Source organism: Thomasclavelia sp., assembly GCF_047249845.1.
Taxonomy (GTDB): domain Bacteria; phylum Bacillota_I; class Bacilli_A; order Erysipelotrichales; family Coprobacillaceae; genus Thomasclavelia.
Genome location: NZ_JBKTWO010000028.1, coordinates 1 through 16,629, shown reverse-complemented (window position 1 = coordinate 16,629; position 16,629 = coordinate 1). Strand labels below are relative to the sequence as shown.

Sequence of the window (16,629 nt, the reverse complement as noted above, 5' to 3'; positions counted from 1 at the left end):
ATGAAAATCTTAATTACTGGTGCTAAAGGTTTTGTAGGACAAAATCTTGTGTCATCTTTAAAAAACATCAAAGATGGTAAAAATCGAACTAAATCAATAGTGATAGATGAAATCTATGAATATGATCTTGAAGATGAAGATAAATTAGATGTATATTGTAAGGATTGTGATTTTGTATTTAATTTAGCTGGAGTTAATCGTCCAAAGGATCAAAGTGAGTTCATGGAAGGAAATTTTGGTTTTGCTAATATGTTGTTGGATACTTTAAAAAAATATCATAATAAGTGTGGAGTTATGTTATCGTCATCAATACAGGCTACTTTATTAGGTCGATATGCAGACAGTGAATATGGTAAAAGTAAACTAGCTGGTGAAGAGTTGTTCTTTGATTATGGTAAAAATAATGGTGTAAATGTATATGTATATCGTTTTCCTAATCTGTTTGGGAAGTGGTGTAGACCTAACTATAACAGTGCAGTGGCAACTTTCTGCTATAACTATGCTCATGATCTGCCGATTCAAGTAAATGATGCTAGTATTGAAATCGAATTATTATATATTGATGATTTAATCAATGAAATGTTAAATATTTTGGAAGGTAAGGAACATCACTGTGTATTTGATGGTATTGAAGCTATTGAAAATACTAATGGTAAATACTGTTATGTACCAGTTACATATAAAGCAACTTTAGGTCAGATAGTAAAGTTATTGGATAGTTTTAAAGAACAACCAAATACGCTGGTAATACCTGAGATACCTGAAGGTTCATTTGCTAAAAAATTGTATAGCACATATCTGTCATATTTGCCAAAAGAAAAAACAATATTTCCATTAAAAATGAACGTTGATGAACGTGGAAGTTTTACGGAATTATTGAAAACAGAAAAGTGTGGACAGATTTCTGTCAATATCAGCAAACCAGGTGTCACTAAAGGGCAGCATTGGCATCATAGTAAGTGGGAATTTTTTATTGTTGTACGCGGTCATGGACTTATTCAGGAAAGAAAGATTAGTACTGATGAAATAATAGAATTTGAAGTATCAGGTAATAAGATCGAAGCAGTTCATATGTTACCGGGATATACACATAATATTATTAATCTATCAGAAACTGATGATTTAGTAACTATTATGTGGGCCAATGAAAAATTTGATCCAGAACATCCAGATACATATTTTGAAGAAGTTTAAAAGTACTATTACAATTTAATAAGTATATAATACTGAAGGACAATATTGATCGTATCATATTGAAATAGCAGTCCAATTTGGGTGTTATATATTTGATGGGAAGTGATAAAGATGATGATGGAAATGTTTTTAGATGAACAAAAAGCTGAAGAAAATAATATTGATATTGATGAATGTTATGAAAAAGTAGATCGTTTTTTTAAAAAAAGAGGAGTTAAAAAATTATCTAAAGGAGTATATCAGGGGAGTAAAGATGACTTTCAGACAATGGTAAAAGCTCAATGGGATTTACCAGAATCATCATGGTTTTTAAAGATAGTAGACAAATGGTATTTTAGATATGAAGGCGATACGAAAGAAGATAGGGAAGATGCTTTAGAGTCATATTATCGGATTTGTGTTAATCATGACAGCCAAAAAAAGCAGAAAAGCAATAAATTTTGATTTAAATGATAATCTTCTAGAGAAATATTATCCTTCAAAAAGCTATAAGAATGCCTGGAGAGCTATTAGAAAATATTTTGAAGCTAGAAATTTTTCTCATCGTCAGTATTCAGGATATGTTTCAAATAACTTTATTTCAATGGCAGATGCTATAAATGATGTTAAAAGCTTGTCTAAACAGTATGGCTGGCTGAATTTGACAGTTGAAGTGTTTGATATAACTGTTATTGGAAATGAATATGATCTTTTACCGATTATTAAAAATAAATCAATGATATCTAATAAAATGAGTTTTAATAACTCATTTTTATTATGTGGAGGAGTAAAAATGGAAATAACAACAGATTATTCAAATATAAAATGGCAGGAGAATGGAAAACTAAAGCTGCTTATTATTGTAGGAACAAGACCAGAGATAATCAGATTAAGTGCGGTAATCAATAAATGCAGAAAGTACTTTGATTGTATCTTAGCACATACTGGTCAAAATTATGATTATAATTTAAACGGGATTTTTTTTCATGATTTAAAATTAGATGATCCTGAAGTATATATGAATGCAGTAGGCGATGATTTAGGGGCTACAGTAGGAAATATTATCAACTGTTCATATAAATTAATGAATCAAATCAACCCCGATGCTTTATTGGTTCTAGGTGATACTAACAGCTGTTTAAGTGCTATCAGTGCAAAAAGACTGCATATACCGATCTTTCATATGGAAGCAGGAAACAGATGCAAAGATGAGTGTTTGCCAGAAGAAACGAATCGTAGAATCGTTGATATCATTTCTGATGTCAATTTAGCTTATAGTGAGCATGCTAGAAAATATTTACATGAATGCGGTTTGTCAAAAGAAAGGGTATATGTAACAGGATCACCAATGGCTGAAGTATTAAATAATAATATCGAAGGAATTAAAAATTCTGATATTTTAAATAAATTAGATTTAAAAGCAAAAGGATATATATTATTGAGTGCTCACCGCGAAGAAAATATTGATACAGAAAAAAACTTCTTATCATTATTTAATGCTGTTAATAAAATGGCTGAAAAATATGATATGCCAATATTATATTCATGTCATCCGCGAAGCAGAAACAGATTAAAGAGCAGCGGATTTAAATTAGATAGACGGGTAGTAATGCATGAACCGTTAGGATTTCATGACTACAATAACTTACAGATGAATGCCTATGCAGTAGTAAGCGACAGTGGAACACTGCCAGAAGAAAGCAGTTTCTTTACATCAGTAGGGAAGCCATTTCCAGCAATATGCATTAGAACAAGTACAGAAAGACCAGAAGCACTGGATAAAGGATGCTTTATCTTAGCAGGGATTGCTGGAAATTCATTGTTACAGGCAGTAGAAGTAGCAGTAGAAATGAATAAAAATAAGAATTTAGGTATACCAGTACCAGACTATATGGATAAAAATGTGTCTGATAAGGTTGTTAAGATCATTCAGTCATATACTGAGATAGTAAATAAGATGGTATGGAGAAAATATTAAATATAGATAATTAGGAGGTGAATTTATGCATGTTAATACTGAATCATATCAAGAAATGAGAGCTTCGATTTGTAATGTGCTAAATATAAATGATAAGGATATAGATATCTTATTTGAATCGTGTTACAACAAATATCAAAAAGATTGTCCCGTATTTATCTTAGATAATCAATATGATTATTTTATGGAATATATAAAAGAGCATTTATCAAAGGATATTGATAAAGTTCTTTTTTTTCATTTAGCAAGAAGATTGGATAATATAGATGATAATGGTTATGATTTGGTGGATATGCTTATTAAAGATACTAGTTTATCAAGGTTTTTAATGGGATATGGCTTAACGTTTAAATATGATCGATATATTAAAATATTTAAAGATGGGCAAGAAATTGACTTAAATAAGTTTGATAATTATTCATATAATCATTTAAAATATAGATTTGGATATAATCATAATAACTTTAGTATTAAAGGTTATGCATTTAATGATGAATTAGAAAATAATAGTGATTACGAAATAGCTCAAAGTGGACCAGAGTTTTTAAGTTGCCTTTACCCTTTTGTTGAAGATGATCTAGTAGATGAGTTTATTGAAAATAGTAAATTTTATAAGTTTGAGTATTTGGTTCCAATTGAGATAATTGAGTTTGAAAATTATGAAGAACTTAATAATGATGAAAAAAAATATCATATAGTTGTTAAAGCATTACAACACTTATATGCATACAAATATGATAAGTTTGATTTTAATAACAATATTACTTTAGGAATAAAAGATAATCAAATATTAGAAAGTAAATATTTGATTTCTAAAAACGAAATATAAAGAATTATATAATTAAATATGATCAAAACAGGGCATTATCTCGTTGAGATGATGTCCTGTTTTGGCGTATTATATATAAATTTATACTTAGTATTTTTCAAGTTCACATCTTAACATTTTTAAAAAATATTCTGATGCATGCGAAAATATGTTATATTTTTTCCAAACAAAAGTTAATCCAACTTCTAGTCGAGGTTCTAATGGTTTAAAGCATAATAAACTATTACCAGTAGTATTAATAAGTCGTTCTAATCCTAAAGCATAAGCGTTTCTTTCTTCTACTAATAGGGAAGCATTATAAATAAGATTATAAGTAGCAACAATATTTAGTTTATCAAAATCAATACCAAGCTGACCTGTTAATTCATTTTTAACCATTTCTTGACTAGAACATATTATTGGTAAAGGCTTGATATCATTAGCAGTTATTTTATCTAGTGATGCTAAAGGACTATCTTTACGCATTAAAACTCCCCAAACATCTTTAGTAGGCAGTTTGATAAAATCATATTTTGAAATATCTGCTGGTTCAATTAAAATACCAAAATCTAATAAACCTTTTTCGATACGATCAGCAACATCTTGAGCATTCCCACTATATAAATGAAATTTAATTTTAGGATACTCTTTTTGACATTTCTGAATTACTCTGGCAATCAGTCTCATTCCTTCAGTTTCACCACTTCCAATATAAATATCCCCACTGATAGTAGTGTCAGATAACATTATTTCTTGTTTGGTTTTTTCAACTAAACTAATTATTTCCTCTCCACGCTGTCGTAATAACATACCGTCTTCAGTTAATGTAATCTTTCGATTTCCCCTAATAAATAATTGTTTACCTAATTCATCTTCTAATTCCTTCATCTGACGTGAGAGTGTTGGTTGAGTAATATGTAATTGACTTGCAGCACCAGAAATTGTTTCTTCCCTTGCAATGGCTAAAAAATATTGTAAAACTCTAAATTCCATATAATGACCTCCTTAAAGTAATTATAATAAATACAGTTATGCTTATCAAGTATATCAACGTATTTAATATAGGTATTTGATATTTGAATAACATTAACCTAAAATAAATACAAGGAGGAAAGATAATGAATAATCAGTTAACAGCATGTAATGTTATTAGTAATTTAGAAGATGCTGGATTCAACAATGAACAAATTGATGAGTTTATGAAATTTTATAAAAATAAGGATTTACAAAGACAAATATTGTTTCTTAAATGTCAAAGATGTACTTTGTTAGAGAGGTTACATGAAGCTCAAAAAAGGATAGATTGTTTAGATTATTTAATTTATATATTAAAGAATGAAAACAAATAAGTCTTAGTAATTAAAACGAGTCTTTGTTTAGGGGAAGTTCAGATTTTTTAGCTAACAGTTTTATTAAAAGAATTGAAAAAACAAATTTACCTAATAAAAGAAGGTGTGAATTATATAGTTCAAGAAATTAAGGATATAAATGTTTTAATATTTGCTGCACGAATTTATTTTTACAAAATGAATGGATAAATGAAAATATTATTAGATTGAACTGATTCATTTTTTGTTTAGAATTATCAATTTAGAGATATGTATCTATTAACTTTTTATGCTGATGATGTCTTCGATTCAATTGATGGAGCAAAAAATAGTCCTGAAGGTTGGAGAGATGTTTTGATAAATCAGATTTAAAAGCTGTTATTAAAGGATTTGAGATTAATCAATATAGTGTGAAGAATTATTAAGAAATTTTAGAACAGTTATTTTTAATTGCAAAGAATATAAGATAGTAATTAGTAAATAAAAAGTTCTTACATTAAAGTTAATTTTAAGATTTACAGTTATAAATGATAGGAGGAAATTATGGAAATAATTGAACAGAAGTATCTAAGTGAAGAAAGAGCTCTTTTTAAAAGTGATGGAATTAAGATTAGAGATTCAGTTTTTTTTGATGGGGAATCGCCATTAAAAGAAAGTAGTAATATTGAAATTGATCAAACTATTTTTAAATGGAAATATCCATTATGGTACTGTCAAAATATTAAAGTTGAAAATTCAACTTTATTAGAAACAGCACGTTCAGGAATCTGGTATAGTCATCATCTTGTAATCAAAGATAGTATCATCGAAGCACCAAAAACATTTAGACAAGCTAGTAATATTAGTTTAGAAAATGTAAATATGCCATTTGCTTATGAAACATTTTGGAATTGTCATGATATTAAATTAGAACAAGTTCAGGCTCACGGTGATTATTTTGCCATGAATAGTAAAGATATTATAATTAATAATTTAAACTTAACCGGAAATTATTGTTTTGACGGTTGTAAAAATATAGAGATTCATAATTCAAAGTTAATATCAAAAGATGCTTTTTGGAATTGTGAAGATGTTGTAGTTTATGATTCTATAGTAATAGGAGAGTATCTAGCATGGAATTCAAAAAATATAACATTTATAAATTGTATAATTGAGAGTTTACAAGGATTGTGTTATATAGAGAATTTAAAAATGGCTAATTGTAAAATGATTAATACAACTTTAGCATTTGAAAATTCAACTGTTGATGTTAATATTATTAGCCATATAGATAGCATCATGAATCCTTTATCTGGAAAAATAAGTGCTTTAAGTATTGGTGAGTTGATTATGGATAAAACAAAGATAGATCCATCAAAAACTAAAATCATTACTAATAATTCTCAAGTTATTAATAATAATCAGATGAATTGTGTTTGTAGTTAGGAGAGATAAAAAATGTATGATTTTTCAAAGATGACAAATCGGAAAAATAGTAGTTCATTGAAATGGAATATTAAAGCTCATGAATTACCAATGTGGGTAGCTGACATGGATTTTGAAACAGCACCGGAAATTATTGAAGCTTTACATCAAAGAGTTGACCATGGCATATTTGGTTATGATATTGTGCCTGATGAATATTTTGAAAGTATTCAAAACTGGTGGTATCTGCGACATAATTACAAAATAAAAAAGGAATGGTTGATGTTTTGTACTGGAGTAGTACCGGCAATTTCTTCGATTATTCGAAAAGTGACTAATATAGGTGAAAATATTTTGATTCAATCACCAGTCTATAATATTTTTTATAATTCAATTTCAAATAATGGACGTCATATTTTATCTAGTGATTTAGTTTATGATGGAGCAAAGTATTATATTGATTTTGAAGATTTGGAACAAAAACTAGCATTACCGCAAACAACATTAATGATTTTATGTAATCCTCATAATCCTATTGGTAAAATATGGGATCGAGAGACTTTAAGACAAATAGGTAATTTATGTGCTAAATATCATGTAATTGTTTTAAGTGATGAAATTCATTGTGATATTACTGCACCTCAAAAAGAGTATATTCCATTTGCAAGTGTCTCTACTACTAATCTAATGATTAGTATTACTTGTATTTCTCCAAGCAAAGCTTTTAATTTAGCAGGTTTACAGAGTGCTTGTATTATAGTAGCGGATCCTTTATTACGTCATAAAGTAAATCGAGGAATCAATACTGATGAAGTGGCAGAGCCTAATAGTTTTGCTATTCAAGCAACGATTAGCGCATTTAATAAAGGCGGCTATTGGCTTGATGAATTAAGAGAATATCTTGAAAATAATAAGAAAAGAGCAGTTACTTTTATAAATGAAAATTTACCAATGATTCATGTAATTAATAGTGAAGCGACATATTTGTTATGGATCGATTGTTCAAAAGTGAGTTGTAATAGTGCTGATTTAGTTAAAGTGATTAGAGCATCAACAGGATTATATTTATCTGATGGTAGTGAATATGGTGAAAATGGTAGAGGTTTTATTCGAATGAATATTGCCTGTTCCCAAACACGTTTGGATGATGGATTACAACGTTTTAAAGAAGGAATTTTAATCTATCAAAGGCGTAAGATAAAGATGAATCAAAAATTTATAAAGAAAATGCATCAATTTGAAGATATTATAAACCTGGAAGGTTTATATCATAAAACAACAGAAGAAATTATAAAGCAATATATTTATCAAAGAGGAGAAGGTCATAATGATCAAGGATTTAATTTAACAAATGAAGAATTAGATATTTTAGATATATTGATACAAATTTAGTATTGAAAGTAAAAATTCATAAAATAATAGTGTTTTTTTAATTAAGAATTGAAAGATTAAATATTAATAATCAAGTTGATTTGGAGATCATAATACTTTATGATCTCTTTTTAAATTGGAAGATTAGTTTATGAAAAGAAAAGTTTAGATTTTTTTAAGAAATTTAAATGACTTCAGTTAATTTTTATCATACATAATGAAAATGCTTTAAAATTATAATAAAATGATGTTTATAGAAAGGATGCTGATTATGGAACATACAATATTAATAGTTGAAGATGAAAAGGGGATAAGAGATACTGTAAGTGTTTTTTTAAAAAATCAAGGTTATAAAGTATTTACTGCAAATAATGGTCAAGAGGGATTAGAGGTGATTAATAATAATGAGATTCATCTTGCAATTGTAGATATTATGATGCCCGTGATGGATGGTATCACAATGACGATGAAATTACGCCAAACATATGATTTTCCAATTATTTTCTTGAGTGCTAAATCTGAAGATATTGATAAAATAACAGGATTAAATTTGGGAGCGGATGATTATGTTACAAAGCCGTTTGAACCAATGGAATTAATTGCTCGTGTAAATACAAATATTAGAAGATATGATCAAATTATTCAATTAAAAAATATGAGTGTATCTGACAGTGACAAGCATAAGATTATAGTTGGTGGACTTGAGCTTGATAAATATACAAAAGAAGTTAGTGTTAATAATAAAACAGTTCGTTTAACTGCAAAAGAATTTCAAATTCTTGAACTATTAATGAGCTATCCAGGAAGAGTATATTCAGCTGAAGAAATATATCAGGCAGTTTGGAAAGAAGATGCTATAAATACAGAAACAATTATGGTTCATGTTAGAAAATTAAGAGAAAAAATTGAAATCAATCCTAAAAAACCTGAATATTTGAAAGTTGTTTGGGGAATTGGATATAAGATTGAAAAAGTATAGGTGAGATTATGAATAAAGCAAAGAGAGTATTTAGTCTATTTTTAACAGCGCTTCTTTTAATCATGTCAGTAATAATATTATCTATATATGATAATGTAAAGGATAATACTAGTTTAAGAAAAAATCAGGAATTAGCAGTTTTTTTTGATGAAGATTTTCAGTTATTTACTTTAGCAATGGCAAAGGAAATAGATCCAGATTATGAGATTTTATCTTTTAGTGAAGATGTTCCAGAAAATATTAAGCAACAGATCAATGATAAAATATCTAATATTATTGATTATACAAAATACAATTTTAAAAATGATCATAATTTTGTTTACTCAGTTAAAAATACTAATACTAATCAAATAGTTTCAAATAATTTAGATAAAATCAATGATCAAGATGATAAAACGAAATATAATTTTTATAGTTTTATGACTTATGATAAAAATGGTGTTTGGCAAAAAGAAGGAGATATTCAAAACGAATCATTTTCACATTTTAATGCAGAAGAACTTTTAAAATCATATTATAGTATGAATATCGAATATAATGAGACATCTACAATGATTAATATTGGTGACAATTATATATCATTAGATAAAATAAAAATTAATCAGCCTAAAAATGTTGAGATAACTTATATAATACCTGAAAAGATTGTTTCTTATGGCTATATTTCGCAATACATTAATTCATGGGAGAGTTATACAGGTTTTTCAGTTATTTCTTTATTAGTTTGTACATGTATATTAGCTTTATTTATTATTTGTTATCCAATTAAAGTTGTTGAAGAAGTTAATCCATTTGCTTCAATAAAGAAGTGGAAAGCTGAGATTAATATTACAATTCTTTCTTTACTAATAACATTTGGGATAATGGGCTGTCTAATTTTAACAGGATATACTCTAAATGGATATTTGATTGAATATATTAATAGTTTTAATTTTAGTTATACTGAGATATTTGTGATGTTTTTGAATTTTATAACTTGGTTTTTAACTCTTTTAATAATCACGATGGGATTATTTCAACTAAAGTATATAGGTACACATGGCTTTTGGCGTTATCTTAAAGAGGATACACTAGTGGGGACATTTTTTAAATATTTGAAATCTAAATTAGATATGGTTGCAGAAATAGATCTTTCATCACCAATAAATAAAACGATTATGAAATATGTCTTAATAAATTCGATTATTGTCTTTGTTATGGTTTCATTTTGGAGTGTTGGGTATGTTTTTGTTGTTATTTATACATTTGGAGCATTCTTTTGGATCAAAGATAAGGTTATTAAAATCCAGAAAGATTATCAACAGTTATTAACAGCAACGCAGGAACTTGGAAAAGGGAATTTTGATGCTGAGATAAAAAGTGATTTAGGGGTTTTTAATAGTCTTAAAATTGAGTTTAATAATATTAAGACTGGATTTGAAAAAGCGGTTGATGAAGAAATCAAATCTCAGAATATGAAAAATGAGTTAATTGGTAATGTTTCCCATGATTTAAAGACACCTCTAACATGTATTAAAAATTATATAGTTTTATTACAGGATGATACACTTACTAATGAAACAAGACAGGAGTATTTAAGTAGTCTAAATCAGTATGCAAACAGATTAACGACATTAATAGAAGATTTATTTGAAGTAAGTAAAGTAAATAGTGGAAATATTCAGTTAAATTTAATGAATCTTAATATTATTGCTTTGTTAGAGCAAACATTTGCAGAAAGTGAAGAAACATTAAAATCAAAAAATCTAACAGTTATTAAAAAATATGACCAAAATGATATTCAACTTGCATTAGATGGAGATAAAACTTATCGTATCTTTGAAAATCTTTTTACTAATATTGCTAAATACGCTATGGTTAATAGCCGTGTTTATATAGAGGTTAAAGATTATTCTAATCAAGTGATTATTGAGTTTAAAAATATTTCTGAAACTCAAATGAATTTTACTTCTGATGAGATTGTTGAAAGATTTGTACGTGGTGATAAGTCACGTCACGAAACTGGTAGTGGACTAGGTTTAGCAATTGCTAAAAGTTTTACTGAGGTTCAAGGTGGGTGTTTTAAGATTGATATTGATGGTGATTTATTTAAAGCGATAATATATTTTAATAAAAATAAAAAAAACCCGATGGAGTAATCGGGTTTTTTAGTTAGTAATTTTCTTTTCTTACTTCAAAATAAGATTGTGACATACCACATACTGGGCATATTTCAGGAGCTTTTTTCCCCATTACAAGATGACCACATATACGACATTCCCACATAGTTTCTTCACCTTTTTCAAATACTTGTAGCATTTCTACATTTTTAAGTAATTTACGGTATCTTTCTTCATGACTTTTTTCAATAGCTGCTACTTTTCTAAATTTTTCAGCTAATTCTAGAAATCCTTCTTCTTGAGCATCTCTTGCGAAACGGTCATACATATCAGTCCATTCATAGTTTTCACCTTCAGCAGCAGCTAATAAGTTAGCTGCTGTAGTGCCTAAGTGACCAAGTTCCTGAAACCATATTCTAGCATGTTCTTGTTCATTTCTTGCTGTTTTTAAAAATATTTCTTCTAATTGGTCAAAACCTTCATTTTTTGCAATAGCAGCAAAATAAGTATATTTATTACGGGCTTGTGATTCACCAGCAAATGCTTCGGCTAAATTCTTTTCTGTTTTTGTTCCTGCATATGGATTATTATTTACAGGAATCTCTTCAATCTTTTCAAACATTGCTGCTGGTTGTTTACAAATTGGGCAGACAAAGTTTTCAGGTAATTCTCCTTCATGGACATATCCACAAATCTTGCATTTATATTTTACAATAGTAGCCATTTTATCCTCCTGAATTTTTATATTATTTAAATTATGATTGTAGTGATTAGTTAGTGTGAATTCACCGCCTTTCTATTATTTTATAAACATTGATATAAGTCAGTTTATTTTACTGTTTAATAAATATGTTGATTTTATTTTTTATAGAACAGAAAATAATAATAGATTTTGATTATTTAATGTTTATAGATAACTTTTTTTATAAACTAGATCACTCTAGTTTCAATTTTAGTACGATCTAATATTTTGTCAAATATTTTTGATGTTTAAATGAAAATATATATTTATGAATAATCAAAAGGTGTATTTTATTATTGAATGGTTTCAAAAAATTACTCATTTTTCTATATCGTTTGTTTTATAAAAGGATATGTGATTAAATATTGATAAGTATGTAAACGCTATCTTTTGGATGCGGGAAGATGGTCTTATATATTGTTTAGAGAAAGGGGAAAAGGAGAATGAAAAACAAAAAGAAGTTTGGCAGATTATCAAAAATACTTCTGGCTAGCGCTTTAACTTTAGTTTGTTTGCCGATGGGGAATCTGCAAGCGGAAAATAGTTCTAATGAATTATCTAGTTCTAAGACAGTAAAAGATGCTTTAAAGATTTATTTTGATGAGCCAGTTAGTCAAGGAACATTAATTCCAGGGCGTGAAGGTGGTTTTGGAACAACTGAAGAAGATAATCGCTGGCAGCAGCTTAGTCTTCCAATAGGTAATTCTTATATGGGAGCAAATGTTTATGGTGAAGTTAGTAAAGAACATTTAACTTTTAATCATAAAACATTATGGAATGGTGGTCCTAGTGATTCACGTCCAAATTATAATGGTGGTAACATTGATACTGTTGGGAATCAATCAATGGCTGACTATGTAAAAAGTGTTCAAGAGGCTTTTTTAAGTGGTCAAGATGCTAAAGATATGTGCGGAAAGATTATAGGTGCAAAAGATGGCTATGGTGCATATCAGTCTTTTGGCGATATTTATTTGGACTTTAAATTAAATGGGAATGTAGAGAATTATCGGCGGGAATTAGATTTAAATACATCTATAGCTAATGTTGATTTTTCATTAAATGGAACTGATTATCATCGTGAATATTTAGCTAGTTATCCTGATGATGTTATTGCGATGAAAGTAACAGCTAAGGGTAATGATAAAATGAATTTTGATGTATCATTTCCAATTGATAATGCAACTTCAGCTGCATTACAAAAGACGGTAACTACAACTGTTACTAATGATAAAATAACAATTGAAGGTCAAATGAATGATAATCAGTTAAAATTAAATGGACAGTTAAAGGTATATCCAGTAGATGGAAGCGTTGAAGCTAAAGGAGATTCATTAACTGTTAAAGATGCTAGTGAAGTACATATATTTGTTAGCGCTTCTACAGATTATAAAAATGTATATCCAAGTTATCGTACAAATGAAACCGGAGAACAATTAAATACTCGAGTTGCAAAAAGTATAGATGATGCATGTAGTGCTGGTTATGCAAGCGTTAAAGAAAACGCACTAAAAGATTATCAAGAAATTTTTGATCGGGTAGAACTAAATTTAGGGCAAGATGTACCAGAAATGCCTACTGATGCGTTATTAGAAGCTTATAAAAATGGTAATAGTTCTGAAGCTGATCGTCGTGCATTAGAGACAGTTTTATTTCAATATGGTCGTTATCTACAAATTGCTTCATCAAGAGATGGAGATTTACCTGCAAATTTACAAGGTGTGTGGAATAATCGAGTCGGGGATGAAAACCGTGTTCCTTGGGCTAGTGATTATCATATGAATGTAAACTTACAGATGAATTACTGGCCAACTTATGTTACAAATATGCAGGAATGTGCTACGCCGTTAATTGATTATGTTGATTCTCTTCGTGAACCAGGACGTGTAACAGCGGGGACATATTTTGGAGTAGTTAGTGATGAAAATAATCCTGAAAATGGATTTACAGCTCATACACAAAACACACCATTTGGATGGACATGTCCAGGTTGGGCATTTAGTTGGGGCTGGTCACCAGCAGCAGTACCATGGATTTGACAAAATTGTTATGAATATTATGAATATACTGGAGATATAACTTATTTAAAAGAAAAAATTTATCCAATGCTTAAAGAAGAAGCAAAATTATATCAGCAAATTTTAAAAGAAGATCCTGAAACTGGTAGAATGGTTACAGTACCGGCATATTCACCAGAACATGGTCCATATACAGCTGGTAATACTTATGAACAGTCATTAGTATGGCAATTATTTAAAGACGTTAGTGAAGCGGCTGAGGCTTTAGGCGTAGATGCTGATTTAGTTGTTCAATGGAAAGATTTACAAAGTAAATTAGATCCAATTGAAATAGGAGATGATGGTCAAATTAAAGAATGGTATTCTGAAACAACACTTGGAAGTGTTCCAGGAAGTGATCGTAAACATCGTCATATGTCACATTTATTAGGACTATTCCCTGGAGATTTAATTAGCTTTGATAATGAAGAATATTTAAATGCAGCTATTAAATCATTAACTGATCGTGGAGATGATGCTACAGGTTGGGGAATGGGTCAAAGATTAAATTCTTGGGCTCGTGTTGGTGATGGTAACCATGCTTATGACATTATTAAAGCTTTCTTTAATAAAGGTGCTTATCCAAACCTTTGGGATGCTCATGCACCATTTCAAATCGATGGTAACTTTGGTTATACAGCAGGTGTTGCTGAAATGTTGATGCAAAGTAATATGGGTTATATCAATATGTTGCCAGCTTTACCTGATGTTTGGTCAACTGGACATGTTAGTGGTTTATTAGCTCGTGGTAATTTTGAGATTACAATGGATTGGCAAAGTAATAATTTAACTAATGCAGTTATTTTATCTAAAGGTGGGCAGGATTGTACGATTCAATACCCAAATATTTCTAAAGCAACTATATTAGATGAAGAGGGTAATCAAATAGCATTTACAAAAGATGCTAATAATAAGATTACTTTTGCAACCGAAAAAGATAAAACATATACGATTGAAGATATTCCTGAAAAACCTATCAAAGCACCACAAAATGCTCAGGTTTATAGTAATGGAAAATCAACATTAGTTACGTTTGATGCAATAACTGGTGTAAGTTCTTATAATATATATCGTAGTGATGAAAGTGATGCATATGAAAAAATTGCCACTGTTAATACAAATACATATACAGATATTTATAAAGCGGATGCAAAATATAAAGTAGCTGCGGTTACTAAAGATGGTGAAGGAGAGATGACATCTACTTTAACACCAATTGATATCGGGAATATTGAAAAAATGGATGATCGGGATTCATTGATTAGTTATACAGGTAGTTGGGGTGACTGGTCTGATGGAGGACAATATTTAGGAACAGAAAAATACACATATACTAATGGTGATACGTTGAAATTCTATTTTTCAGGTACTGGTTTAAAAATAATTGGAATGAAAGCTAATGATACGCATACTTACGATTTATATATCGATGATAAAAAGGTAGAAAGTGATGTGGATACTAATAGTTCATCAACAAAACGACAACAAATTTTGTCTGAAACAACTGGATTAAAGAATGGAATTCATAAAGTAGAACTAGTTGTCAAACAAGCAAAGATATCATTAGATGCATTTGAAATTATAAGAGATGTTGAAGTTACGGGTCTTAATATAACTTCAACTAGTGATACCATCAATTTAAATGAAACTAATACAATGCAAATGCAGGCTAAATATTTACCAGCTGGTGCAAGTGGTGCAGGTGTTACCTGGAGTGTAAAAAATAATCTAGGGTTACCTTCAAATATTGCCAGTATTGATGATGAAGGACTATTAACAGTAAATCATCTTGGAAGTGTAGTTGTTTGTGCAACAGATAAAGCTGATTCGACATTAACGGCACAAAAAACAATTAATGTTGTTAAAGATGTTACTACAGTTAAATTTGATGATCGAGACAGTTCAATCACTTATAGTAATAATTGGAGTCCTTGGAATGAGTCAAAACATGAAAATGGGACTGTAACAGAATCAACAACAAAAGATGCAAGTTTTACTTTTGAATTTGAAGGATCTGGATTAGGGTTATATTTTATGAAACTTGAAGCAGCCGGAGGATATGCTGGTGCTAATATTGAGGTTCAAATTGATGGGGTTTCAAAAGGATTGTTTTCAACATTTACAACAGTTTCTGGCAGTGAGCCAAAATCTAAAGTTTTTGAAGATTTAGATTTAGAAAATAGTAAACATTCAGTTACTGTAATAGTAAAAGACTGTCCAGCTGATGCACCTTCAGGTGCTAAGCCAAAAGTGTCTTTTGACTATTATCAAGTAACAAAAGGTAATAAAGATGACGGATTTGATTATACAGTCTTAATAGACGAGATGAATAAATTTAAAGAAACTGATTTATCTAAATACTTCAATGAAACAGCTAATGCATATCAAGCAGCTTTTGATCAAGCTAAAGATAAATATGAAGTAGCTGAAAGTCAAGATGAAATTAATAATCTTGTACAATTATTAAAAGTTAAACGTGAGGCATTAATCAATAAAGCTGAATATAAAGTACAATTAAATAATTTAATTGTAGCTTGGGATGGTAAAGACTTAAGTGGATATAAAGAATCTGGAGTAATAAATTTAAATAATGTTTTAGATGCTGCTAAAGAAGTTTATCATGATACTGATGCATCGAAACAAGAAGTTGATCAGGCAATTAAGAATCTTAATGATGCAATTGATGCTCTTGA

The 16,629-nt window shown here is 29.1% G+C and carries 12 protein-coding genes and 1 pseudogene; 11 read left to right on the top strand and 2 right to left on the bottom strand.

Features of this window, described 5'->3' with window-relative positions; genetic code table 11:
* The 4 genes from ACLR9T_RS08450 (at window position 1) to ACLR9T_RS08435 (ending at window position 3,980) form a co-directional block, all read left to right on the top strand.
* On the top strand, window positions 1-1,194 hold the full coding sequence (locus ACLR9T_RS08450) for an NAD-dependent epimerase/dehydratase family protein (protein WP_413109102.1): 1,194 nt from the start codon (window positions 1-3) through the stop codon (window positions 1,192-1,194).
* A 111-nt stretch (window positions 1,195-1,305) separates the two neighbouring features.
* Window positions 1,306-1,638, top strand: a complete 333-nt coding sequence (locus ACLR9T_RS08445; protein ID WP_413109101.1) for a hypothetical protein — start codon at window positions 1,306-1,308, stop codon at window positions 1,636-1,638.
* Between the two features lie 328 nt (window positions 1,639-1,966).
* Entirely contained in the window at window positions 1,967-3,151 is a 1,185-nt protein-coding gene (gene wecB, locus ACLR9T_RS08440; RefSeq protein WP_413109121.1) for a non-hydrolyzing UDP-N-acetylglucosamine 2-epimerase, read from the top strand.
* A 25-nt stretch (window positions 3,152-3,176) separates the two neighbouring features.
* Window positions 3,177-3,980, top strand: coding sequence for a hypothetical protein (locus tag ACLR9T_RS08435; protein ID WP_413109100.1), 804 nt, complete (start codon window positions 3,177-3,179; stop codon window positions 3,978-3,980).
* A gap of 87 nt (window positions 3,981-4,067) precedes the next feature.
* Here ACLR9T_RS08435 and ACLR9T_RS08430 read toward each other — a convergent pair whose 3' ends face one another.
* A complete protein-coding gene (locus tag ACLR9T_RS08430) occupies window positions 4,068-4,952 on the bottom strand; it encodes a LysR family transcriptional regulator (RefSeq protein WP_413109099.1) in 885 nt (294 codons plus the stop codon).
* A 125-nt stretch (window positions 4,953-5,077) separates the two neighbouring features.
* Between ACLR9T_RS08430 and ACLR9T_RS08425 the strand changes: the two genes are divergently transcribed.
* From ACLR9T_RS08425 to ACLR9T_RS08405, 5 genes are all read left to right on the top strand, one after another.
* Window positions 5,078-5,308, top strand: coding sequence for a hypothetical protein (locus ACLR9T_RS08425; RefSeq protein ID WP_413109098.1), 231 nt, complete (start codon window positions 5,078-5,080; stop codon window positions 5,306-5,308).
* A gap of 522 nt (window positions 5,309-5,830) precedes the next feature.
* On the top strand, window positions 5,831-6,712 hold the full coding sequence (locus ACLR9T_RS08420) for a DUF3737 family protein (protein ID WP_413109097.1): 882 nt from the start codon (window positions 5,831-5,833) through the stop codon (window positions 6,710-6,712).
* A 12-nt stretch (window positions 6,713-6,724) separates the two neighbouring features.
* Window positions 6,725-8,083 (top strand): MalY/PatB family protein, encoded by a 1,359-nt coding sequence (locus ACLR9T_RS08415; protein WP_413109096.1) that lies wholly within the window; start codon window positions 6,725-6,727, stop codon window positions 8,081-8,083.
* A gap of 250 nt (window positions 8,084-8,333) precedes the next feature.
* Complete coding sequence (locus tag ACLR9T_RS08410) at window positions 8,334-9,041, top strand: response regulator transcription factor (RefSeq protein ID WP_413109095.1); 708 nt, start codon at window positions 8,334-8,336, stop codon at window positions 9,039-9,041.
* 8 nt (window positions 9,042-9,049) lie between these two features.
* On the top strand, window positions 9,050-11,179 hold the full coding sequence (locus ACLR9T_RS08405; protein WP_413109094.1) for a histidine kinase dimerization/phospho-acceptor domain-containing protein: 2,130 nt from the start codon (window positions 9,050-9,052) through the stop codon (window positions 11,177-11,179).
* Window positions 11,180-11,192: 13 nt separating this feature from the next.
* On the opposite strand, the gene rbr is transcribed toward ACLR9T_RS08405, so the two are convergent.
* Window positions 11,193-11,864 (bottom strand): rubrerythrin, encoded by a 672-nt coding sequence (gene rbr / locus ACLR9T_RS08400; RefSeq protein WP_413109093.1) that lies wholly within the window; start codon window positions 11,862-11,864, stop codon window positions 11,193-11,195.
* 461 nt (window positions 11,865-12,325) lie between these two features.
* Here rbr and ACLR9T_RS08395 point away from each other — a divergent pair.
* A pseudogene (locus ACLR9T_RS08395) lies at window positions 12,326-14,536 on the top strand (glycosyl hydrolase family 95 catalytic domain-containing protein); the annotation flags it as partial.
* Between the two features lie 54 nt (window positions 14,537-14,590).
* Window positions 14,591-16,629, top strand: a 2,039-nt coding sequence (locus ACLR9T_RS08390; RefSeq protein ID WP_413109120.1) for a glycoside hydrolase family 95-like protein, incomplete at its 3' end; no start/stop codon positions are given.